Annotated in this window: 22 protein-coding genes and 1 riboswitch; of the genes, 4 read left to right on the top strand and 18 right to left on the bottom strand. The window is 71.4% G+C overall.

Going from position 1 to position 21,340, the window contains the following annotated elements:
* Positions 1-98 precede the first annotated feature (98 nt).
* Genes ACFYZL_RS22915 through ACFYZL_RS22905 form a run of 3 tightly spaced genes read left to right on the top strand, consistent with a single transcriptional unit; the run spans position 99 to position 2,985 of the window.
* A complete protein-coding gene (locus ACFYZL_RS22915; protein ID WP_384745169.1) occupies positions 99-329 on the top strand; it encodes a ferredoxin in 231 nt (76 codons plus the stop codon).
* Positions 319-1,713, top strand: coding sequence for an NAD(P)/FAD-dependent oxidoreductase (locus tag ACFYZL_RS22910; protein ID WP_388681265.1), 1,395 nt, complete (start codon positions 319-321; stop codon positions 1,711-1,713). The genes ACFYZL_RS22915 and ACFYZL_RS22910 overlap by 11 nt, the downstream gene beginning before the upstream one ends.
* A 15-nt stretch (positions 1,714-1,728) precedes the next feature.
* Positions 1,729-2,985, top strand: coding sequence for a cytochrome P450 (locus ACFYZL_RS22905; RefSeq protein WP_384745173.1), 1,257 nt, complete (start codon positions 1,729-1,731; stop codon positions 2,983-2,985).
* A gap of 18 nt (positions 2,986-3,003) precedes the next feature.
* Here ACFYZL_RS22905 and ACFYZL_RS22900 read toward each other — a convergent pair whose 3' ends face one another.
* The 9 genes from ACFYZL_RS22900 to rpsB form a co-directional block, all read right to left on the bottom strand.
* The gene (locus tag ACFYZL_RS22900; RefSeq protein ID WP_388681262.1) at positions 3,004-4,056 is read right to left on the bottom strand and encodes an ABC transporter ATP-binding protein; all 1,053 of its coding nucleotides are present in this window, start codon (positions 4,054-4,056) and stop codon (positions 3,004-3,006) included.
* Positions 4,056-5,666, bottom strand: a complete 1,611-nt coding sequence (locus ACFYZL_RS22895) for an ABC transporter permease (protein WP_384745241.1) — start codon at positions 5,664-5,666, stop codon at positions 4,056-4,058. The genes ACFYZL_RS22900 and ACFYZL_RS22895 overlap by 1 nt, the downstream gene beginning before the upstream one ends.
* A 113-nt stretch (positions 5,667-5,779) precedes the next feature.
* Entirely contained in the window at positions 5,780-6,880 is a 1,101-nt protein-coding gene (locus ACFYZL_RS22890; RefSeq protein WP_384580044.1) for a thiamine ABC transporter substrate binding subunit, read from the bottom strand.
* Positions 6,881-6,964: 84 nt separating this feature from the next.
* A riboswitch (TPP riboswitch) is annotated at positions 6,965-7,074 on the bottom strand.
* Between the two features lie 58 nt (positions 7,075-7,132).
* The gene (rlmN, locus tag ACFYZL_RS22885) at positions 7,133-8,245 is read right to left on the bottom strand and encodes a 23S rRNA (adenine(2503)-C(2))-methyltransferase RlmN (RefSeq protein WP_384745178.1); all 1,113 of its coding nucleotides are present in this window, start codon (positions 8,243-8,245) and stop codon (positions 7,133-7,135) included.
* Positions 8,246-8,338: 93 nt separating this feature from the next.
* Positions 8,339-9,415 (bottom strand): phosphatidate cytidylyltransferase, encoded by a 1,077-nt coding sequence (locus tag ACFYZL_RS22880; RefSeq protein ID WP_384745179.1) that lies wholly within the window; start codon positions 9,413-9,415, stop codon positions 8,339-8,341.
* Entirely contained in the window at positions 9,415-9,972 is a 558-nt protein-coding gene (frr, locus tag ACFYZL_RS22875; protein ID WP_384745243.1) for a ribosome recycling factor, read from the bottom strand. The genes ACFYZL_RS22880 and frr overlap by 1 nt, the downstream gene beginning before the upstream one ends.
* 85 nt (positions 9,973-10,057) lie before the next feature.
* The gene (pyrH, locus tag ACFYZL_RS22870) at positions 10,058-10,837 is read right to left on the bottom strand and encodes a UMP kinase (protein WP_384580049.1); all 780 of its coding nucleotides are present in this window, start codon (positions 10,835-10,837) and stop codon (positions 10,058-10,060) included.
* Positions 10,838-10,999: 162 nt separating this feature from the next.
* Positions 11,000-11,836, bottom strand: a complete 837-nt coding sequence (gene tsf / locus ACFYZL_RS22865; protein ID WP_031148742.1) for a translation elongation factor Ts — start codon at positions 11,834-11,836, stop codon at positions 11,000-11,002.
* A gap of 135 nt (positions 11,837-11,971) precedes the next feature.
* Complete coding sequence (gene rpsB, locus ACFYZL_RS22860; RefSeq protein WP_388681256.1) at positions 11,972-12,829, bottom strand: 30S ribosomal protein S2; 858 nt, start codon at positions 12,827-12,829, stop codon at positions 11,972-11,974.
* 249 nt (positions 12,830-13,078) lie between these two features.
* Between rpsB and ACFYZL_RS22855 the strand changes: the two genes are divergently transcribed.
* Complete coding sequence (locus tag ACFYZL_RS22855) at positions 13,079-13,627, top strand: M23 family metallopeptidase (protein ID WP_384745183.1); 549 nt, start codon at positions 13,079-13,081, stop codon at positions 13,625-13,627.
* On the opposite strand, the gene ACFYZL_RS22850 is transcribed toward ACFYZL_RS22855, so the two are convergent.
* From ACFYZL_RS22850 to lepB (ACFYZL_RS22810), 9 genes are all read right to left on the bottom strand, one after another.
* Positions 13,581-14,120, bottom strand: a complete 540-nt coding sequence (locus ACFYZL_RS22850; protein WP_384580122.1) for a helix-turn-helix domain-containing protein — start codon at positions 14,118-14,120, stop codon at positions 13,581-13,583. The two genes, ACFYZL_RS22855 and ACFYZL_RS22850, sit on opposite strands and share 47 nt — an antisense overlap.
* A 70-nt stretch (positions 14,121-14,190) precedes the next feature.
* Positions 14,191-15,027 carry an RNA polymerase sigma factor WhiG gene (gene whiG / locus ACFYZL_RS22845; RefSeq protein WP_384745185.1) on the bottom strand — a complete coding sequence of 279 codons (837 nt, stop codon included), beginning with the start codon at positions 15,025-15,027 and terminating at the stop codon, positions 14,191-14,193.
* 209 nt (positions 15,028-15,236) lie between these two features.
* Positions 15,237-16,487: a DNA-processing protein DprA gene (gene dprA / locus ACFYZL_RS22840; protein ID WP_388681253.1), complete on the bottom strand. Its 1,251-nt coding sequence runs from the start codon at positions 16,485-16,487 to the stop codon at positions 15,237-15,239.
* Positions 16,484-18,130 (bottom strand): YifB family Mg chelatase-like AAA ATPase, encoded by a 1,647-nt coding sequence (locus ACFYZL_RS22835; RefSeq protein ID WP_384745187.1) that lies wholly within the window; start codon positions 18,128-18,130, stop codon positions 16,484-16,486. The genes dprA and ACFYZL_RS22835 overlap by 4 nt, the downstream gene beginning before the upstream one ends.
* On the bottom strand, positions 18,130-18,501 hold the full coding sequence (locus ACFYZL_RS22830) for a YraN family protein (RefSeq protein ID WP_384580065.1): 372 nt from the start codon (positions 18,499-18,501) through the stop codon (positions 18,130-18,132). The genes ACFYZL_RS22835 and ACFYZL_RS22830 overlap by 1 nt, the downstream gene beginning before the upstream one ends.
* Before the next feature lie 163 nt (positions 18,502-18,664).
* The gene (locus ACFYZL_RS22825; protein ID WP_005311352.1) at positions 18,665-18,973 is read right to left on the bottom strand and encodes a DUF2469 domain-containing protein; all 309 of its coding nucleotides are present in this window, start codon (positions 18,971-18,973) and stop codon (positions 18,665-18,667) included.
* A gap of 55 nt (positions 18,974-19,028) precedes the next feature.
* Positions 19,029-19,538 carry an NUDIX hydrolase gene (locus ACFYZL_RS22820; protein ID WP_388681248.1) on the bottom strand — a complete coding sequence of 170 codons (510 nt, stop codon included), beginning with the start codon at positions 19,536-19,538 and terminating at the stop codon, positions 19,029-19,031.
* On the bottom strand, positions 19,528-20,340 hold the full coding sequence (gene lepB, locus ACFYZL_RS22815) for a signal peptidase I (RefSeq protein WP_384745191.1): 813 nt from the start codon (positions 20,338-20,340) through the stop codon (positions 19,528-19,530). The genes ACFYZL_RS22820 and lepB (ACFYZL_RS22815) overlap by 11 nt, the downstream gene beginning before the upstream one ends.
* Before the next feature lie 44 nt (positions 20,341-20,384).
* The gene (gene lepB / locus ACFYZL_RS22810) at positions 20,385-21,290 is read right to left on the bottom strand and encodes a signal peptidase I (protein ID WP_384745192.1); all 906 of its coding nucleotides are present in this window, start codon (positions 21,288-21,290) and stop codon (positions 20,385-20,387) included.
* Positions 21,291-21,340 lie beyond the last annotated feature (50 nt).

Genomic DNA, 21,340 nt, shown 5'->3' with positions numbered 1-21,340 from the left:
CCCCGCTGCCGCATGCATGCTGGATGAGGTAAGGGAACGGGGGGTCGGGGAACTCGGGGACGACGGGGAAGATCCAGCCACCGAAAGGCGGATGCCTCATGAGGCTTGTCGTGGACCTCAACCGCTGTCAGGGCTACGCCCAGTGCGCGTTCCTCGCCCCGGACGTCTTCACCATGCACGGCGACGAGTCGCTGTTGTACAATCCGCAGCCCGACGAGGAGCACCGCGAGAACGTCGTCCGCGCCGTCCACGCCTGTCCGGTCAGGGCCATCCTGCTGGACGCGATGAACGGCTCCCTGTCGACCACGGAGGCACCCGGTGAGCGGTGACTCAGCCCTTGAGCGGCTCAAGCGCGAAGGCCGCATCGTGGTCGTCGGCGCTTCCCTCGCCGGCCTGCGGGCCGCCGAGACCATGCGCGAGAAGGGGTTCGCCGGATCCCTCACGATGATCGGCGACGAGCCCTACGAGCCGTACGACCGCCCACCGCTGTCCAAGCAGGTCCTGCTGGGCAAGGCGACCGCGGACCGTACGCTGCTCCCCCGCCGCCGGGACATCGACGCCAAGTGGCGGCTCGGCGTACCGGCCACGGGCCTGGACATGGCGGCCCGCCGGGTCAAGCTCGCCGACGGCGACGAGGTGGAGTACGACCGGCTGCTGATCGCCACCGGGGTACGGGCCCGCCCGTGGCCCAACGAGGAGGAGGCGTCCCTGGAAGGCGTCTTCACCCTGCGCACCCGCGACGACGGGGCGGCCCTGGAGCGGCGCCTCGCGGCCGGACCGCGCCGGGTGCTGGTCATCGGGGCCGGATTCACCGGCTCCGAGATCGCCTCCGCCTGCCGGGAGCGGGGGCTTGAGGTCACGGTCGCCGAGCGGGGCGACGCACCGCTCGTCGGGGCCCTGGGCGGGGTGATCGGAGAGGTCGCGGCCTCGATGCACCGCGAGAACGGGGTGGACCTGCGGACCGGGATCATGGTGACCCGGCTGGAGGGCGACTCCTCCGGCCAGGTGCGCGCCGCCCATCTGTCGGACGGCAGCGTCCTGGAGGCCGACGTCGTGGTCGTGTCGCTCGGCGCCCAGCGCAACACCGACTGGCTGACCGGCTCCGGGCTGGGTGCGGGTCCGCGGGGCATCGCCTGCGACGCGGGCTGCCGGGCCTTCAACATCTGGGGCATCGTCACCGACGACATCTACGTGGCGGGTGACGTGGCGCGCTCCCCGCACGCGCTCTTCGGGTACCAGTTCCTGTCCCTGGAGCACTGGGGCAACGCCGTCGCCCAGGCCGAGACGGCGGCGCACAACATGCTCAGCGAGGGCGTGGACCGCCGACCGCACGTGTGGGTCCCGGCCTTCTGGTCCTCGCAGTTCGGGGTGAACATCAAGTCGGTCGGGGTGCCCTCGATGGGCACCGAGATCCTCATCACGCAGGGCTCGCGCGCCGAGCGCCGCTTCGTGGGCGTCTACGGCTACCAGGGGCGCGTCATCGGCGCCGTCACGTTCGACCAGTGCCGTTGGCTGGACTTCTACGAGCAGCAGATCGAGCAGACCGCGCCGTTCCCGCCACCCTTCGCGACGGTGGACCGCAGGAGCGAGGGGAACAACCCGCTGGACGCGGACTTCCCCGACCCGTCGGTGCCCACGCACGGACCGACCATCACCCTGAGCGGCTACTCACCGGCCGACCGGCGGATGACGTTCACGCCGGCCCACAACTGAGCACGAGGACCTCTCATGACTGAAGGCATCCTGCGGCAGATCCTCGACTACTCCAGCCGGTCCAACCCGTATCCGCTGTACGAGGAGCTCCGCAAGACCCCGGTCTTCCACGACGGGGACGGACCGTACGTCATCAGCACGTACCACGAGATCAAGAGCCTGTTGCACGACCCTCGGATCAGCTCCGACGCGCGCAACCTGGCGGCCACGGACGCCGACCTGCTGAGCGAGGGGGACGGCGAGGACGACGGGATGGCGTCCCTGCCCCCGTCCTTCCTGAAGCTGGACCCGCCCGACCACGACCGGCTGCGCCGGATGACGAACCGCCCCTTCGGGCCGCCGCACGCACCGCACCGGATCCACGACATGCGCGGCGAGCTGGGCGACATCGTCACCGGTCTGATCGACTCCGTCGCCGAGAACGGCAACGCGGCGCGCATCGACCTGGTGGAGGAGTTCTCGTACCCCTTCCCGGTCACCGTGATCTGTCGGCTGCTGGGCATCCCGCCCGAGGACGAGGCCCGCTTCCACGTCTGGGCGGACACGCTCGCGGCGAGTCTGGACCCGGATCCGGACGCCGATCCCAACGAGCGCATCAAGAAGACGCAGGACACCCGCATGGAGCTCGGCATGTACCTGGCCGGGCTGATCGAGGAGCGGAAGAAGAACCCCGGCGACGACATGCTGTCCCAGCTGTCGACCGCGGACGGGCCGGACGGGGCCATGAGCACGATGGAGGTGCTCAGCACCTCGGCGCTGCTGCTGATCGCCGGGCACGAGACCACCGTCAACCTGATCACGAACGGCATGCTCACCCTCCTGCGCCATCCGGAGGTCCTGGACCGGCTGCGCGCCGAGCCGCAGCTGGCCGTCCCGATCGTGGAGGAGCTGCTGCGCTACGAGCCGCCGGTGCAGCTGCTGCCGCAGCGCACCCCGCTGGCCGACATCGAGATGCAGGGCGTGACCATCCCCAAGGGCTCCTCGCTCTGGCTGATCCTGGCCTCCGGCAATCGCGACCCCCGCCGGTTCAAGGACCCGGACCGCTTCGACCCGGACCGCCCCGACGTCCAGCACCTGGGCCTGGGCAGCGGCATCCACAGCTGCTTCGGGGCGCCGCTGGCCCGGCTGGAGGCGGCGCTGGCGCTCAGCGAACTGGCCCGCAGGCTGGAGAACCCGAGGCTGCTGGAGGACCCGCCGCCGTACCGGCAGAACGCGGTCCTGCGCGGCCCGCGCCACCTGCCGATCGCCGTGGACGGCATCCGGGCGGCCTGAGGAGGACCCCGGCGGGCCCTACTCCCCGGGCCCGCCCCCGACCGAGGTGGCCGGCAGGACGACCACCTCGGTCGGCGTGAACGTCACCGCCACCCGGTCGCCCACCGCGGGCGCCACCGCGAGTCCGCACTCCGCCTCCAGCACCGGCCCCGCTTCGGGCCTCAGCCGCAGCGCGACGTGCGTGCCCCGGAAGGTACGGGAGACGACCTCGCAGCCCAGGCCGGCCGCGCACAGCACGACCCCGGCCGGACGGATCAGCAGCCGGTGCTCCCCGTCCGGGGTGCCGGCCGGAACCGGGACCTTGCCCCACGGGGTACCGGCCGCGCCGCCCGACACCGTGGCCGGCACCACGTTCTCGAAGCCGAGGAAGCGGGCCACGAACTCCGACGCGGGCCGCTGCCACACCTCCAACGGGGTCCCGGCCTGCGCGATCCGCCCGTCCCGCATCACCACCACCCGGTCGGCCAGGGCGAACGCCTCGCCCTGGTCGTGGGTGACGGCCAGCACGGTCGTCCCCAGCCGGGAGAAGAGCCCCCGCAGCTCCACCACGAGCCGCTCCCGCAGCCCCCGGTCGAGCTGCCCCAGCGGTTCGTCCAGCATGAGCAGCCTCGGCGAGGGCGCCAGCGCCCGGGCCAGCGCGACGCGCTGCTGTTCGCCGCCCGACAGCGAGGCCACCGCCCGGCCCTGGGCTCCGGGGAGCCCGACCAGTTCCAGCAGCTCCGCGACCCGGGGAGCGTACGAGCCCCGCCCGTACGAGGAACCCCGCATCCGCAGGCCGAACGCGACGTTCCCGCCGACGTCCCGGTGCGGGAAGAGCTGGTGGTCCTGGAACATCAGGCCCACGCCACGGCGGTGCACCGGCACCCCTGCCTGGTCCGCGCCGCCGAGCAGCACCCGGCCCTCGGACACCGGTTGGAGCCCGGCGACGACCCGCAGCAGGGTGGACTTCCCGCTTCCGCTCGGGCCCAGCACGCACACGGTCTCGTGCTCGGCGACCTTCAGGTCGACGGCGTCCACGACCGCGCGCTCACCGAAGCGGACCGACACCCCTTCCAGCTGAAGCAGTGTCATCAGAACTCTCCGGAGGTCTTGTCGGGGCGCAGCCGCTCCAGCACCAGCAGGGACACCGCGCACACCAGCATCAGGATCGTGCTCAGGGCCATCGCCTGCCCGTAGTTCAGCTCACCGGCCCGCCCCAGCAGCCGCGCCACGGCCACGGGCAGCGTCGGATGGTCCGGCCGCGCGATGAACACGGTCGCGCCGAACTCCCCCAGCGAGACCGCGAAGGCGAATCCGGCCGCGATCAGCAGCGCCCTGCGCACCAGCGGCAGGTCCACCTCCCGCCACGCCCGCAGGGGCGACGCCCCGAGCACCGCGGCCGCCTCCCGGAGCCGCCCGTCGACCGCGCGCAGCACGGGCAGCATGGTCCGTACGACGAACGGCACGCCGACGAGGGCCTGCGCGAGCGGCACCAGGATCCACGAGGTCCGCAGGTCCAGCGGCGGCTCGTCCAGGGTGATGAGGAATCCGAAGCCGACCGTCACGGCGGACACCCCGAGGGGGACCATCAGCAGCGCGTCGAAGCCGCGGACGAAGCGGCCCCCGCGCCGGGTCAGCGCCGCGGCCGCCAGCCCCCCGATGACCAGGGCGATGGCGGTGGCGGCGAGCGCGTACTGGAGGGAGTTCCAGATCGCCTCCAGTGGTGCCACCAGGAACGTCCCGCCGCCGGCGTTCCCGAGCGCCCGGTAGAAGCCGAGCCCGTATCCGCCGGGAGCGTCGAAGGAGCGTTCCACCAGCACCGCGAGCGGCGCCACGATCAGCAGCGCCACCGTCAGCAGCACCCCGCCGAGCAGGGACCGCTGCGCCCAGCCGCGCGGCCGGTGCGCGGTCCGGGCCGGATCGACGAGCCGCAGCGCGGTCTCCCGCTTGCGCACGGTCCAGGCGTGGATGCCGAGGATCGCGGCGAGCGCGGCGAACTGCACCATGGTCAGCACGGCGGCCGTGGACAGGTCCAGGAGCTGCGCGGTCTGCCGGTAGACCTCCACCTCCAGCGTGGAGTACGAGGGCCCGCCGAGGATCAGCACGACGCCGAAGGAGCTGAAGGTGAACAGGAACACCATCAGCGCGGCGGCGGCCACCGCGGGGGCCAGCGCGGGCAGCGTCACCCGACGCCAGGCGGCGAAGCGCCCGGCGCCGAGCACCCTCGCGGCCTCTTCCTGCCGCGGGTCCAGCTGGGCCCAGAGCCCGCCGACGGTGCGCACGACGACGGCGTAGTTGAAGAAGACGTGCGCGAGGAGGATGGCCCAGACGGTGGTGTCGAGGCGGACCCCCACCAGTTCGTCCAGCAGCCCGCCCCGGCCGACCAGGGCGAGGAAGGCGGTGCCGACGACCACGGTGGGCAGCACGAAGGGGATGGTCACCAGGGCCCGCAGCAGCTGCTTCCCGGGAAATTCGAAGCGCGCGAAGACGTAGGCCGCCGGGAGGGCGATCAGCAGCGTGAGCGCGGTGGAGGCCAACGCCTGCCACGTGGTGAACCAGAGCACGCCGGCGATGTCGGGCCGGGTGATCACCTCGGCGATCCGGCCGAACTGCCAGCCGGTGTCGGTCTTCAGGCCGCGCCCGAGGATCGCGGTGACGGGGTAGGCGAAGAACAGCCCGAAGAAGGCCAGGGGCACGATCATCAGCGCGAGCCGCACGGCCGTGGCCCGGCCGGACTCGCGCACGGGTTGCCGCACGACCCCCGCCGGGACCGGCGCGGCGCCCCCCGACGCCGCAACCGCTCCCTCGGTACCGCTTACTTCACGACGAGCGCGGTCCATGCCGAGACCCACTGCTCACGGTTCTTGGCGATGGTCTCCGGGGCCACGTTCTCGGGCTTCTCGACCACCACGCCGTGCTTGGTGAACAGCTCCGGCAGGGAAGCGTCCTTCGTCACGGGGTTCACGAACATCTGGAGCGGCATGTCCTCCTGGAACTTCTTGCCGATCAGGAAGTCCACGAGCGCCTTGCCGCCCTCGGTGTTCTTCGCGCCCTTGAGCAGACCCGCGAACTCGACCTGGCGGAAGCAGGTCCCGGTGGCGACGCCCGTCGGGGCCTCGGCCGGCTGCGGCTCGCCGTACAGCACCTCGACCGGCGGGCTGGAGGCGTAGGAGACGACCAGCGGGCGGTCGCCCTTGGCCTTCTTGCCGCCCGCGGAGCCGGAGAAGCGCTCGTTGTAGGCCTGCTCCCAGCCGTCGACGACCTCGACGCCGTTGGCCTTCAGCTTGCTCCAGTAGTCCTTCCAGCCGTCCTCGCCGTACTTGCCGACGGAGGCGAGCAGGAAGCCGAGGCCGGGCGACGAGGTCGCGGCGTTCTCGGTGACCAGCAGGTTCTTGTACTCCGGCTTGACCAGGTCGTCCAGGGTCTGCGGCGGGGCGATCTTCTTGTCGGCGAAGTAGGCCTTGTCGTAGTTGACGCAGATGTCGCCGGTGTCGATCGGGGTGACGCGGTGCTGCTTGTCGAGCACGTACTCGGGCTTCACGTCGGCCAGGCCCTTGGCCTCGTACGGGGTGAAGATGCCGTTGTCGAGGGCGCGCGAGAGCAGGGTGTTGTCCACGCCGAAGAAGACGTCGCCGCGCGGGGAGCCCTTGGTGAGGATCTCCTGGTTCAGCGCCGCGCCCGCGTCCCCGGACTTCAGCACCTTGACCGTGTAGCCGCTCTCCTGCTCGAACTCCTTGAGGACCGATTCGGTCACGTTGAAGGAGTCGTGCGTGACGAGCGTGACGGTCTTGGACTTCGGGCTCTCGGTCCCGCCCGCGCTCTTGTCCTTGGCGTCCCCGCCGCCGCAGGCGCTGAGCGTGGTGACGCCCAGCGCGGCCGCGAGCGCGACGCCCGCGATCTTCTTGGTGGTGCTCACTGGTGATTCCTCCTGGGATGACCAGGAGAAGACGCGGCCCTGACCGGCGCTCTGTGGGAGCGGACGCCGGGCAGGGCGCAACAGCTTGAGTGGTGACCGAACTTCCTACCCCGAATGACCGGGGCGAGGTTCAGAGGGTCTGCGGATGACGGATACCGCACTCTCAGCGCTGTGGCGCTCCCCTGTCGGAATATGAAATTGGTTCGGCCACAGGGTACCCCGTGGCCGAAGATGATCGATCAGGACCGGAATCTAGCGCTCCGAGGCGGCCAGCTGGCCGCACGCGCCGTCGATCTCCTGGCCGCGGGTGTCCCGTACGGTCACCGGCACGCCGTGGCGGGCGATCGCGTCGACGAAGGCCCTCTCGTCCTCGGGCCGCGAGGCGGTCCACTTGGAGCCGGGGGTCGGGTTCAGCGGGATCAGGTTGACGTGGACGCGCTTGCCCTTGAGCAGTCGGCCCAGGAGGTCACCGCGCCAGGCCTGGTCGTTGATGTCGCGGATCAGCGCGTACTCGATCGAGATGCGGCGGCCGGACTTCTCGGCGTACTCCCAGGCGGCGTCGAGGACCTCGCGGACCTTCCAGCGGGTGTTCACGGGGACCAGGGTGTCGCGCAGCTCGTCGTCGGGCGCGTGCAGCGAGACGGCGAGGCGGCACTTGAAGCCCTCGTCGGCGAAGCGCAGCATGGCCGGGACCAGGCCGACGGTGGAGACCGTGATCCCGCGCTGGGACAGGCCCAGACCGTCGGGCTCGGGGTCGGTGAGCCGGCGGATGGCACCGACGACGCGCTTGTAGTTCGCGAGGGGCTCGCCCATGCCCATGAAGACGATGTTCGACAGTCGGGCCGGGCCGCCCGGGACCTCGCCGTCGCGCAGGGCGCGCATGCCGTCGACGATCTGGTGCACGATCTCGGCGGTGGACAGGTTGCGGTCCAGACCCGCCTGGCCGGTGGCGCAGAACGGGCAGTTCATGCCGCAGCCGGCCTGCGAGGAGATGCACATGGTGACTCGGTCGGGGTAGCGCATCAGCACGGACTCGACGAGCGTGCCGTCGTGCAGCTTCCACAGGGTCTTGCGGGTGGTGTCGTCGTCACAGGAGATGTGGCGGACGACGTTCATCAGCTCGGGCAGCAGCTCCTGCCGGAGCTTCTCCCGGGAGGCGGCCGGGATGTCGGTCCACTCGGCCGGGTCGTGCGCGTACCGGGCGAAGTAGTGCTGGGAGAGCTGCTTGGCCCGGAAGGGCTTCTCGCCGATCGCGGCGACCGCCTCGCGGCGCTCCTCCGGCGTGAGGTCGGCGAGGTGCCGGGGAGGCTTCTTCGCTCCGCGCGGTGCGACGAAGGTGAGCTCTCCCGGAACAGGGCGGGCCATGGCAGGTACTCCTTGTAAGACGAAAGGCGCGCCGCAGAAGCAGCGCGCCTTTCCAGAATAACCGCCCGGCGTCCTACGACGCCTTTTCCCAGGTCAGCCCGTACCCACGAAGGCCGCCAGCAGCAGCCACACCACCGGGGCGGTGGGCAGCAGGGAGTCGAGGCGGTCCATGATCCCGCCGTGCCCCGGGAGCAGGGTGCCCATGTCCTTGATGCCGAGGTCCCGCTTGATCATCGACTCGCCGAGGTCGCCCAGCGTGGCGCTGACCGCGACCGCGAGGCCCAAGAGCAGGCCCTGCCACCAGGCACCGCCGTCGATCAGGAACTCCATGCACAGGGCGCCCGCCGCCATGGCGAAGGCCACGGCGCCGAAGAGCCCCTCGCGGGTCTTTCCGGGGCTGATGCGCGGCGCGAGCTTCGTCTTGCCGAAGCGCCAGCCCACCGCGTAGGCCCCGGTGTCGCTCACCACGGTCAGCACCAGGAAGGTCACCACGCGCTGCGGACCGTCGTCGGCGGTGAGCAGCATCGCGACGAAGGTGGCGAGGAACGGCACGTAGAACGCCGCGAAGACACCCGCGGTGACGTCCTTGAGGTAGTCCTCGGGCGGCTCGGTCATCCGCCACACCAGCACCGCGAGGGCGGTCAGGGCCATCGCGACCCAGGCTCCCTCGGCGCCGCGGACGTACCCGGCGATGACCATGGCCGCGCCGCCCACGGCGAGCGGGACGAGAGGGGCCTTGATGCCCTTCTTCTCCTGCAGCCGGGAGGTGAGCTCCCACAGGCCCACGACGACCGCGACGACGACGACGCCGACGAAGACCGCCTTGACGATGAAGAGCGAAGCGAAGATCACCGCGCCGAGGCCGACGCCGACCCCTATGGCGGCGCGCAGGTCCCGCCCCGCGCGCTTCTTCTGCGGCGGGGGCGGAGGGTCCTGCGGTGCCGGCGAAGGCGGGGGCGGGGGGCTGGGCATGGGCTCCTGCGGCGGCGTCTCGTCGCGGAAGAGGGGACCGCCGTCCGGGGCGGCCCCCCGATCGCGTGCTTCCCGGTCGTCGAAGTCACGGCCGGCGGCATCGGGCACGATGGGCATGGGCCGAGTGTGCGGGCCCACCAGCGCATCGTATGCGGGACCCGCCGGAACCGGCTCCGGCTGCCAGGAAGAGTCGTTCATCAGACTTCGAGCAGCTCGGATTCCTTGTGCTTCAGGAGCTCGTCCACCTGCGCGACGTACTTCGCGGTGGTGTCGTCGAGCTCCTTCTCCGCGCGGCGCACCTCGTCCTCGCCGGCTTCCTTGTCCTTGACGAGCTTGTCGAGGGCGTCCTTCGCCTTGCGGCGGACGGCGCGGATCGAGACCTTGGAGTCCTCGGCCTTGGTACGCGCGACCTTGATGTACTCCTTGCGGCGGTCCTGCGTCAGCTCGGGGAAGGTCACCCGGATGATGCTGCCGTCGTTGCTCGGGTTGACACCGAGGTCGGAGTCGCGGATGGCCTGCTCGATGTTGCGCAGCGCGCTCTTGTCGAACGGGGTCACGATCGCCATGCGCGGCTCGGGCACCGAGAAGGAGGCGAGCTGGTTGATGGGCGTGATGGCGCCGTAGTAGTCCGCCACGATCTTGTTGAACATCGCCGGGTGCGCACGGCCGGTGCGAATCGCGGCGAAGTCTTCCTTGGCGACGACGACGGCCTTTTCCATCTTCTCCTCGGCCTCGAGGAGGATCTCTTCGGTCACCACGTGCTCCTGCATGTCTTGAATGGATGGTTCAGGCGGGCGGGACGGGCAGGGCCCGGCTGGGCCCGGCCCGGCGACGGACGGCTCAGGCCCGGGTTCCCTGGTCGCTGACAAGCGTGCCGATCTTCTCACCCTTGACGGCGCGCGCGATATTGCCCTCGGCGAGGAGCTCGAAGACGAGGATCGGCAGCTGGTTGTCGCGGCACAGCGTGATCGCCGTGGCGTCGGCGACCTTGAGGTCGCGCGAGAGGACCTCGCCGTACTCCAGAGCGTCGAACTTCACCGCGTCCGGGTTCTTCTTGGGGTCGGAGTCGTAGACCCCGTCGACGCCGTTCTTGCCCATGAGCAGGGCCTCGGCGTCGATCTCCAGGGCGCGCTGGGCGGCCGTGGTGTCGGTGGAGAAGTACGGCATGCCCATGCCGGCGCCGAAGATGACGACGCGGCCCTTCTCGAGGTGGCGCACGGCGCGCAGCGGGATGTACGGCTCCGCTACCTGGCCCATGGTGATGGCGGTCTGCACACGGGAGTCGATGCCTTCCTTCTCCAGGAAGTCCTGGAGGGCGAGGCAGTTCATGACCGTGCCGAGCATGCCCATGTAGTCGGACCGTGCCCGGTCCATGCCGCGCTGCTGGAGTTCGGCGCCGCGGAAGAAGTTGCCGCCGCCGATCACGACGGCGATCTCCGCGCCGTCGCGGACCACCGCGGCGATCTCACGGGCGATGGCGTGGACGACGTCGGGGTCGACGCCGAGTCCTCCGCCACCGGAGAAGGCTTCGCCCGACAGCTTCAGCATGAAGCGGCGGCCCTTCTTCGCCTGGTCGCTCTTGTCGTCGGATGCGGTGTGGGGGTCCACGCCCTGATTCATGGAGATCTCCTCGTGCACATACGAAGAAGGCCATTGCCGGTGGGTCCTCGCGGTTCCCTCTACGGCAATGGCCTCCTCGTCAGATCTGCGGTCGTCCTGCGCGAACGCGGACGACTGCCTCAGACCCTACCGGGGTCCGGTGTCCGTCGCGTACGGACGGACTCAGATGCCGACCTTGATGCGGGTGAAGCGCTTCAGGGTGACACCGGCCTCGTCCAGAACCTTCTGCACGGACTTCTTGTTGTCCAGGGCGTAGGCCTGGCCGAGCAGCGTGGCGTCCTTGAAGAAGCCGTTGACGCGACCCTCGACGATCTTCGCGATGGCAGCCTCGGGCTTGCCCTCCGCGCGGGTGACCTCTTCGGCGATGCGACGCTCGGACTCGACCTTGTCGGCCGGGACGTCCTCGGCGGACAGCCACTGCGGGGCGAACGCGGCGATGTGCTGCGCGACGCCGCGGGCGACCTCGGCGTTCTCCTTGTCGAGCTCGACCAGGACGCCGATCTGGAACGGCAGGTCGGGCATCGTGCGGTGCATGTACGCGGTCACGTAACCGCCGGTGAACTGCGCGAAGCGGTCCAGGACGATCTTCTCGCCGAGGTTGGCGTTGGCCTCGTCGACGAAAGCGGTGACGGTCTTGCCGGGCTCGATCTCGGACGCGAGCAGCGCCTCGATGTCGGCCGGGGAGGTGGCGGCGACGTGCGCGGCCAGCTGGTTGGCGACGGCCAGGAACTTCTCGCCCTTGGCGACGAAGTCGGTCTCGCACTTCAGCTCGACGATGACACCGGAGGTGTTGTCGTCGGCGATGAGGGAGACGACGGCACCGTTCTCGGCAGAACGGCCCTCGCGCTTGGCGACGCCCTTCTGGCCCTTGATGCGGAGGGCTTCCTGGGCCTTGTCGACGTCACCGTCGGCGTCCACGAGCGCGTTCTTGCAGTCCAGCATGCCGGCGCCGGTGAGCTCGCGGAGCTTCTTGACGTCAGCGGCGGTGTAGTTCGCCATGAGTCTGTGATTCTCTCTCGAAGTCGTAGATCTACGGGTGAACGGCGGAGGCGCCGCGCTTTTGGCGCGGCTCCCCCGCCGTCATCGTCCGTGCTGCGAGTGCCCGGCGAGTGAACGCCGGGCTCTCTCAGAGGGTCAGGCCTGCTCGGCGTCGGCGGCCGGGGCCTCGACAGCGGCCTCGGCGGCCGGAGTGGCCTCGGCGTCGTCGGCCTTCTTGTCGCCCTCGAGCAGGTCGCGCTCCCACTCGGCGAGCGGCTCGGCGGCGGCCTTCTCGCCCGGCTTCGAGTCACCGGTCGCAGCGCCGGAGCGGGCGATGAGGCCCTCGGCGACGGCGTCGGCGATCACGCGGGTGAGCAGGGTGACGGAGCGGATCGCGTCGTCGTTGCCCGGGATCTTGTAGTCGACCTCGTCGGGGTCGCAGTTGGTGTCGAGGATCGCGACGACCGGGATGTGGAGCTTGCGCGCCTCACCGACGGCGATGTGCTCCTTCTTGGTGTCGACGATCCAGACGGCGCTGGGGACCTTCGACATCTCGCGGATACCACCGAGGGTCTTCTCCAGCTTGGCCTTCTCGCGGGAGAGGACCAGGAGCTCCTTCTTGGTGAGACCCGAGGCGGCGACGTCCTCGAAGTCGATCGCCTCAAGCTCCTTCAGACGCTGGAGGCGCTTGTAGACGGTGGAGAAGTTGGTGAGCATGCCACCGAGCCAACGCTGGTTGACGTACGGCATGCCAACGCGCGTCGCCTGCTCGGCGATGGCCTCCTGGGCCTGCTTCTTGGTACCGACGAACATGATGGAGCCACCGTGCGCGACGGTCTCCTTCACGAACTCGTAGGCGCGGTCGATGTACGACAGCGACTGCAGCAGGTCGATGATGTAGATGCCGTTGCGCTCCGTGAAGATGAAGCGCTTCATCTTCGGGTTCCAACGACGGGTCTGGTGACCGAAGTGGACGCCGCTCTCCAGCAGCTCCCGCATCGTGACGACGGCCATGGCCATCTCCTTGGTTTCTCGGTTTGGTTCCTGACGCCCCACCGCGCCCTGCCCCATGAAGGGACCGAGAGACGCTGCCACCCGACCGGAACCGGTCGGCGCTGGGGCGTGCGAAGTCGACCCGGTGACCCGGATCGCCACAAGAAGTGTACGGGACCCGGCGGTATGCCGGGTGACGCCGTTGTCCACACCCCCCGGACCGTCCACAGGCCGGCGCGCGCCCCCGGCGACCGCGGGATGCTTCCGGACATGACGACACTGCTGATCAGCCTGTTCCTGGCCGTGGCCCAGGCCGCCGTTCCCGGGGTCCGTCCGCTGCTCGGGCCACTGTCGGTGGTCCGCTGGTGGGACCCGCCGCCGTCGCCGTACGCGGCCGGGCACCGGGGCGTGGACCTGGCGGCCGACGTGGGTGCGGAGGTCCGGGCGCCGGCCGCGGGCCGGGTGCACTTCGCCGGCCCGGTCGCGGGCCGCGGAGTCCTCTCGCTGACCCTCCGGAACGGCCTGCGCACCACCTACGAGCCGGTCCGCGCGCTGGTCTCCGAAGGCGAGGCGGTCACCGCCGGCCAGGTGGTCGCGGTCCTCACGGAAGGCGCCCACTGCCCGGCCCCCTGCCTCCACTGGGGCCTCCTGAGGGGCGAGGAGTACCTCAACCCCCTCACCCTCCTCCCCCGCCCCACACCCCGCCTGCTGCCGCTGCACTCGGCCCCGCCGGCGTTCGATGCGCGGGGTCCGGGGCGGAGCCCCGGGGGCCTCAGCCCCGGACGCCCCGCAGGGCCATGGCCACGGCCGTCTCCGTGACGACGGCGGGATCCTCGGCGGCCCCGAGTTCGATCCTCCGCACAGCCGCGTCCACGACACCCTGCAACAGCATCGCGGCGAGTTTCGGCTCGCGCTGCCCGAGGGCGGCCAAGGCCTCGACGATCATCGCGACGAGCCCCCCGTGGGCCGCGCGGATCTTCTCCCGTGCCCCGGCGTCCAGCTCGCTCGCGGAGATGGCCACCACGGCGCGGTGTCGCCGGTCCCCCACCAGCCCCAGCTGGCTCCGGACATAGGCCTCGATCTTCGCCTCCGGCGCCTCCGCGGCCTCCATCGCCGCCTCGATCTCGGCGGCCCACACGGGGAAGTCCACCGCGCACAGCTCTTCGACCACGGCCGCGCGGGAGCGGAAGTACTCGTAGACGGACGACCGGGCCAGCCCGGTCCGCTCCGCGAGGGCGGGGAAGGTCAGTGCCTCCGTACCGCCTTCGGACAGCAGGGTTCGCGCGGCGTCCAGAAGGGCGCCGCGCTGCATCGACCGGTGCTCGGCCACGGAGGCCGCTCGAATCCTGGGCACACGTCCACTCTACGGAGGTACCGCAAGCTCAACGCCCCACGTCCGCCAACTTCGCCCGGAGTTGCAGCACCGACTTGGTGTGGATCTGGCTGACCCGGCTCTCGGTGACGCCCAGCACGTTGCCGATCTCGGCCAGCGTGAGCCCCTCGTAGTAGTAGAGGGTCACCACCGTCTTCTCGCGCTCGGGAAGCGTGTTGATGGCGCGCGCCAGCAGGCGCCTGAGCTCGCGGTCCTCCGCCACCTCCACCGGGTTGTCGGCGGCGGTGTCCTCCAGGGTGTCCATGAGCGAGAGCCGGTCGCCGCCCTCGCCGCCCACGTGCAGGAGTTCCTCCAGGGCGACCACGTTCGCCAGTGACAACTGGCTGAACACGGCGTGGAGGTCCTCCACCCCGATCCCCATCTCCCCCGCGACTTCGCCCTCCGTGGGAGTGCGCCGCAGCTGCGCTTCCAACGTGGCGTAGGCGCGCTCCACGGCCCGTGCCTTCTGCCGCACCGATCGCGGGATCCAGTCCAGCGCCCGCAGCTCGTCGATCATCGCGCCGCGGATGCGGGTGATCGCGTAGGTCTCGAACTTGATCGACCGCTCGATGTCGAACTTCTCGATGGCGTCGATCAGTCCGAAGACCCCGGAGGAGACGAAGTCGGCCTGTTCCACATTGGGCGGAAGACCCACGCTCACGCGGCCGGCGACGTACTTGACCAGCGGGGAGTAGTGGAGGATCAGCTGCTCCCGCAGCCGCTCGTCACCCGAGGCCTTGTACGAGCGCCACAGCACCTCCAGGGACGAGGGCGCGGTGGACCGCTCGCTGCCGCGGGCAGCGGGGGGCACCGCAGCGCGGTCAGACCCTGAGGTGTGCTGGGGCATGCTTCGCCTTTGCCGGAGCGGGATTCCTTGGGAACGTAGCGTGACGGAAGTGTCGCGGTGCGCGAAGAGTACGGGATCGGGCGGGGGCGCAGGCGCGTCCCGACTCGCGCCGGCGACCCGGGACCGGCGCCTGGCGCTCGGTCCCGGCAGCCCGCATCGGGAAGACCGCGTCTCTCATCGCTTTCACTCTTTCACCGGAACGCCCCAGGTCAACCACCGCCTCGCCGGACATCCCCGGTTTGTGTGCCTCCTCCAGCCGTTTGTCTGCTCAACTGCCAGTCGTCGCCCTGCCGTTCGACGAACCCCAGAGAGTGAAGTTCGTACAGTCTGCCGATGACTTCATCGGTGCCGGTGCCGGAGGCAAGTGCCAACTCCGCCACCCGCGCGGGCCGGCCGGCGGGGAGTGCTTCGAGCACCCTGGCGGTGTCGCGGTCGAGGAGGTCCCGGGCGAGCAGCGGTCCGCGCCGCTCGGGGGCCAACTCGCCCATGGCGCCGACCAGCTCGACCACCTCGGCCGCGTCGGTGACCAGCTCGGCCCCGCCCCTCAGCAGTTCGTGCACGCCGGCGGAGAGCCCGCTGGTGGCGGGCCCGGGGACGCCCATGGTGAACCGGCCGAGCTTCTGGGCCCGGCGGGCGGTGACCAGTGATCCGCTGCGGTGGGCCGCCTCGACCACGACGGTGCCCCGGGTGAGGGCGGCGATGACCCGGTTGCGCAGGACGAAGCGGCTGGGGGTGGGATGGCTGCCGGGTGGCAGTTCCCCGAGGACCAGCCCCTGACCCGCGATCCGGCCGAGCAACTCGGCGTGTCCGCGCGGATAGGCGACGTCCGCCCCGCAGGCGAGCACCGCCGCGGTGGCGCCGCCCGGGGCGAGGGCCCCGCGGTGGGCGGCGCCGTCGATCCCGTACGCGCCTCCGGAGACGACGACCCAGCCGCGCTCGGCGAGCCCGGCGGCCAGGGTCTGCGCCATGTGCGCTCCGTACGGGGTGCAGGCCCGGGCGCCGACCACGGCGACGGAGCGCAGCGCCCAGGTCCGCAGGTTCGGCCGGCCCCGCAGCCACAGTCCGACGGGCCGGGCGTCGCCGAGGTCGTCGAGCTGGCTGGGCCACTCCGCCGACCCGGGGCACACGAAGCGGCCCCCGTACGCGGCGGCCGCCGCCAGGTCCTTGTGGGGATCGGCCACCGCGGCGCGCCTGCGGTACCCGGCGAGCCGCTCGGCGCCCACGCCGCCCGGTGCCGGGACCGCTCCGCCCCCGTCATCCGGGCTCCCGGTGAGCATCCGTATCAGCCGCACGGCCCCGTACTCGCGCAGCCACCTCCCGGCGGTCTCGTCCCCCGGCTCCACGACCCGTGTCAACGCGGCCCTGGCCAGCACCTCCGGTCCGGCCGCGTCGGTCGGGGCCGGGCTCCGGGCGCCGGAACCGCACGGCCCGCCCGGCTCCTCCTCCCCGGTCCCGCTCATGACCCGGCCCCCATGACGGCGGCCGCACCACGGGCGATGCCGGTCCTCAGTTCCAGTGCGACGGCCATGTCCAGCGCTTCGGGGCGGTCGCGCCCCCTCAGATCGGCGACCGTCCAGGCGACCCGCAACACCCGGTCCAGGCCGCGGGCGGTGAGCAGGCCGCGCTCCATGTCCCGCTCGGCCTGGGCCAGAGCCCCGGGGCCCGCCTGCCACCGCGTGCGCAGTTCCTGGCCGGGCACCTCGGAGTTGAGCCGCCACGGGGTGTCGGCGAGCCGGGCCGCCGCACGGTCCCTGGCCTCCCGCACCCGGTCGGAGACCTTCTCGGTGGATTCCCCCCGGCCGCCCTGTCCCAGCAGATCGGACCGGGTCACGGGCTCGACTTCCACCCGCAGGTCCACCCGGTCGAGCAGCGGCCCGGACAGCCTGCCCTGGTAGCGCCTGATCACCGAGGGCGGGCATTCGCACCCGGCCCCCTGGAGGGTGTGGCGCCCGCACGGGCAGGGGTTGGCGGCGAGCACCATCAGGAAACGGGCCGGGAGCCGGACCACCCCGGCCGCGCGGGCGATGACCACGTGGCCCGATTCGAGGGGCTGGCGCAACGCGTCCAGTGCCCGGCCGTGGAACTCAGCGGCCTCGTCGAGGAAGAGCACGCCCCGGTGGGCCAGGGAGACCGCCCCGGGCCTCGGGACTCCGTTCCCGCCGCCGACCAGCGACTGCATGGTCGCCGAATGGTGCGGTGCGCAGTAGGGCGCCCTGGCGACCAGCGGTTCTCCGGGTGGCAGGATCCCCGCCACCGAGTGGACCGCCGTCACCTCCACCGACTCCTGGCGGGTCAGCGGGGGCAGGATCCAGGGCAGCCGCTCGGCCAGCATCGTCTTGCCCGCTCCGGGCGGGCCGCTGAGGAAGAGGTGGTGACCTCCGGTGGCCGCCACTTCCAGGGCACGGCGCGCGGCGTGCTGCCCGGCGACGTCCGCGAGGTCGGGGAAGTCCGGCACGTCGCCCGCACCGGAACGGCCCTGGCCGCCGAGACCCGCTGCCAGCCCCGCCCCCGGCACCAGCAGCCCCGCCAGTATCGGGTCGGGACGACCGGGGGTGGGGCCGGCGTCGAGGTCGCCCTCCTCGGGGACGGGCGCGTCCGTCAGGACCGCGATCAGCTGGCGCAGACTGCGGACCCCGAGCACCGAGACCTCCGGCACGAGCGCGGCCTCGGCGGCGCACTGCTGCGGCACCACCACCTGCCGGTACCCGGCCTCCGACGCGGCCAGGACGGCCGGCAGGATCCCCCGGACCGGGCGCACCCGGCCGTCCAGGCCCAGCTCCCCGATGAGTACGAGATCGGCGATCGCGCCGGGGTCGACCACCTCGGCCGCTCCGAGCACCGCCGCGGCGACGGCGAGATCGAAACCGGCGCCGCTCTTGGGCACGGAGGCCGGACTGAGGCCCACCGTGAGTTTCTTCTGCGGCCAGGCGGCACCCGAGTTGACCACGGCCGCGCGCACCCGGTCCCGGCTCTCGACCAGGGTCTTGTCGGGCAGCCCCACCAGGGTGAAGGCCGCGACCCCGGGTTCCAGGTCGGCCTGGACCTCCACCACCACGCCGTCGACGCCGACCAGGGCCACCGAGCAGGCTCGTGCGAATCCCATCAGGCCACCCCCCTGACGTGCTCCACCACGGGCGCGCCGCGCCGCGGCAGCAGGACTCCCACCAGGTCGATGCGCACCCCGCCCGGGGGTGGTCCGCCGTGGTCCGCAAGCCAGCGGCCGGCGAGCCGGCGCAACCGCTCGGCCTTGCCGGGCCGCAGCGCGGCCATGGGGTGTTCGAAGTCGCCCTCCCGGCGGGTCTTGACCTCGCACACGACGAAGGCCTCCCCGTCGCGGGCGACGATGTCGATCTCCCCGCTGCGGCACCGCCAGTTCCGCGCGATCACGGTCATCCCGGCCTCCGTCAGCCGCCGTGCCGCGAGCTCCTCGCCGTACCGCCCCAACGCCTGCTGTGCCACGCCCTTCGCGTTCATCCGGCACCACCTCCGGCACCGACGGTCCCGCACCCCCGCCCACCTTGTGGATCTTGGTGGACAACCCGGCCGTTGTGGACGATCCCGTCACCCACACGAAGGACGGCACGGCCGACGGGCCCCGGTCCACACCGCGGGCCCGGCACGATCCGTGGGGGACCGCCTAGCTGCCGGGCAGTTCGAGGTCGCTCTTGTTGAGCTCCTCGATGTTCACGTCCTTGAAGGTCAGCACGCGGACCTGCTTCACGAAACGGGCCGGCCGGTACATGTCCCAGACCCAGGCATCGGCCATCGAGACCTCGAAGAAGACCTCCCCCTGCACCGAGTGCACCTGCATCTCGTAGTCGTTGGTGAGGTAGAAACGGCGCTCGGTCTCGATCACGTACTTGAACAGCCCGACGACGTCGCGGTACTCCCGATAGAGCTTCAGCTCCATCTCGGTCTCGTACTTTTCGAGGTCCTCGGCACTCATGGCATGTTCCCCTTCAGCCGTGCGTCCCCCTATTGTGCGCCAGACCCATGCGCCCCTAAACGATTTCCGGGGCCAGGACCACCGGCGCACCCGGAGGACCGTCGTCGAGCAGAGTCTTCAGCAGCTCGGCGAGTCTGGTCGGGTACACCGTCTCATGTGCCGCGATCAGTTCCTCGTAGGTCCACCACCTTGCTCCGGTGACGCTGCGCCGCTCCAGCTCGGTGAGCCCGCCCATCTCGGTCTCCGTCCGGTCGGTACGGGCCAGGAAGTACCACTCGTCCTGTTCCCAGCGCCGTCCGTCGAAAGGGAAGGAGCAGTACCGGCGCCACAGCACCGGCCCCAGCTCGACCTCCGTGATCCCCGTCTCCTCCGCCAGCTCCCGCAGCGCGGCCTGCTCCCGGCTCTCGGCCCCCTCCAGCCCGCCGCCCGGAGTGAACCACCAGGTGTCGGCGGGGTCGGCCGGCTCGAAGCCGTGCAGCAGCAGGATCCGGTCCTCCGGGTCCAGCAGGATCACCCGGGACACCTGCCGCGGGGCGCCGCCCCCGGCCTCCGGATCAGCGGGCATCGGCCCGCTCCTGCCGCCGCCCGCGCCCCAGCACCCGGGCGGCGGGCCCGTACGCGGCTCCCAGCACCACCAGGACGGCCCCGGCGGCCACTGCCGCCAGCTGGAGCAGCAGCGGCCCGTGCCCGGAGGTCCCGCCCGGCAGGGACTCGTACGTCTTCGGCCGCTCCAGCATCGACATGGAGGGCCAGGCCAGCGCGTCGACGCGGGCGCTGACGGCCGACCTGGGCACGGTGCCCTGCCCGGCCTCCTGGAGGTGCGCCCGGGAGTCCAGCGACGCACCGCGGCGGTCGCCCATGAGGAAGAGGTTCCCCTCCGGGACCGTCACCTCGAAGGGGGTGCCCGTGGGAGCGGCCTGCCCGGGCGGCATCTCCAGACCCAGGGAGGGCTTGGTGCCGTCGATGTACGGCTCGTCGAGGGGCGTGCCGTTCACGGTCAGCTCGCCGCCCGCGCCGCAGCACTTCACGGTGTCGCCGCCGATGCCGACGACCCGCTTGACCATGGGCGAATCGCTCCACGTGGAATCGGTGAAGATGACGACGTCACCGCGGCGCACCTCGCCGCCGTCGATCCGCTGCGCCAGCACCCGGTCGCCGGGCTTCACCGTCGGCATCATCGAATCCGTCGGCACCGTGTACGGCCGGTACTCGACCGCGCCCCATACGAAGCCTCCGAGGAAGAGCACAAAGCCGATGGCCACGGCGAGCCCCGACAGCACATTGCCGAGACCGCCGCGGCCATCCTTGCCACTGCGTATCGAACGGGCATCGCCCGTACGCGTACCGCTTGCCTGCGTGCCGCCCATTGCAGCGCCCCCACACTTCGGAGATCGTCGACCTGGGCGGCACCCTACCCGGCAGTACGCCCGCTGGTCAGCCTCCTGCGGCGCCACATCACGAGCGGCACGGCGCCGGCGAGCCCGAGCGCGGCCGGACCGAGCCCGACGGGAGCCAGACCGGAGGCCCCGAGGCCGAGCGCGTCGGCCGCCGCCTGGTGGTTGATGCCGGGCTGGTCGAAGGTGTCCGGGACGGGCAGGGTGGACCAGCGGTTGAGCGGCCACGCGACGACCACGGCCCGCCCGACGACCTTGTCGACCGGCACGAAGCCCTGGGTGGCGTCCTGCATGTGGTAGCGGGAGTCCTGGGAGTTCTGGCGGTGGTCGCCCATCACCCAGATCTTGCCCTTGGGGACGGTGATCGGACCGAAGGGCATGTCGTCGCACGGGGTGTTGCCGGGGAAGATGTACGGCTCGTCGAGCGGCTTGCCGTTGACGACGACCGGGCCCCCCTTCTTGCACTCGACCGTGTCCCCGCCGATGGCGATGGTCCGCTTGATCAGGTCCTTCTCGTCCGCGGACGGCATCAGACCGATCTTGCTGAGGACCGTCTGCACGAAGTTGGGCTCCGGAGTGGCCTCACCGGACAGCCAGTTCAGGGGGTCGTGGAAGACGACGACCTCGCCGCGCTCGGGCTCGGAGCCGAACCACGGGGTGAGCTTGTCGACGAGCACCCGGTCGCCCCGCTGCAGGGTGTTCTGCATCGAGTCGGAGGGGATCGAGAACGCCTGGACCAGGAAGGTCTTGATCAGCAGGGCCAGCAGCAGGGCGATGCCCACGAGGAGCGGGAGCTCCTTCCAGAAGGAGCGGTGCGCCTGCGCCTTGGCTTCGCCCTCGTCCTCCTCGGCCTCGCGCGCGACGGCGTCGTCATCCGGCCGTTCCTCGCCCTCGTCACGCCCGGATCGTGCGCCTACCGCCACGTCCCCCACATCCACTCCTCAATTAGAGATCGCCGCCCGCGCCGGATCGG

Origin of the sequence: Streptomyces sp. NPDC001717, assembly GCF_042892775.1 — a bacterium.
Taxonomy (GTDB): Bacteria; Actinomycetota; Actinomycetes; order Streptomycetales; family Streptomycetaceae; genus Streptomyces.
This window is presented reverse-complemented; position numbering and strand designations above follow the sequence as displayed.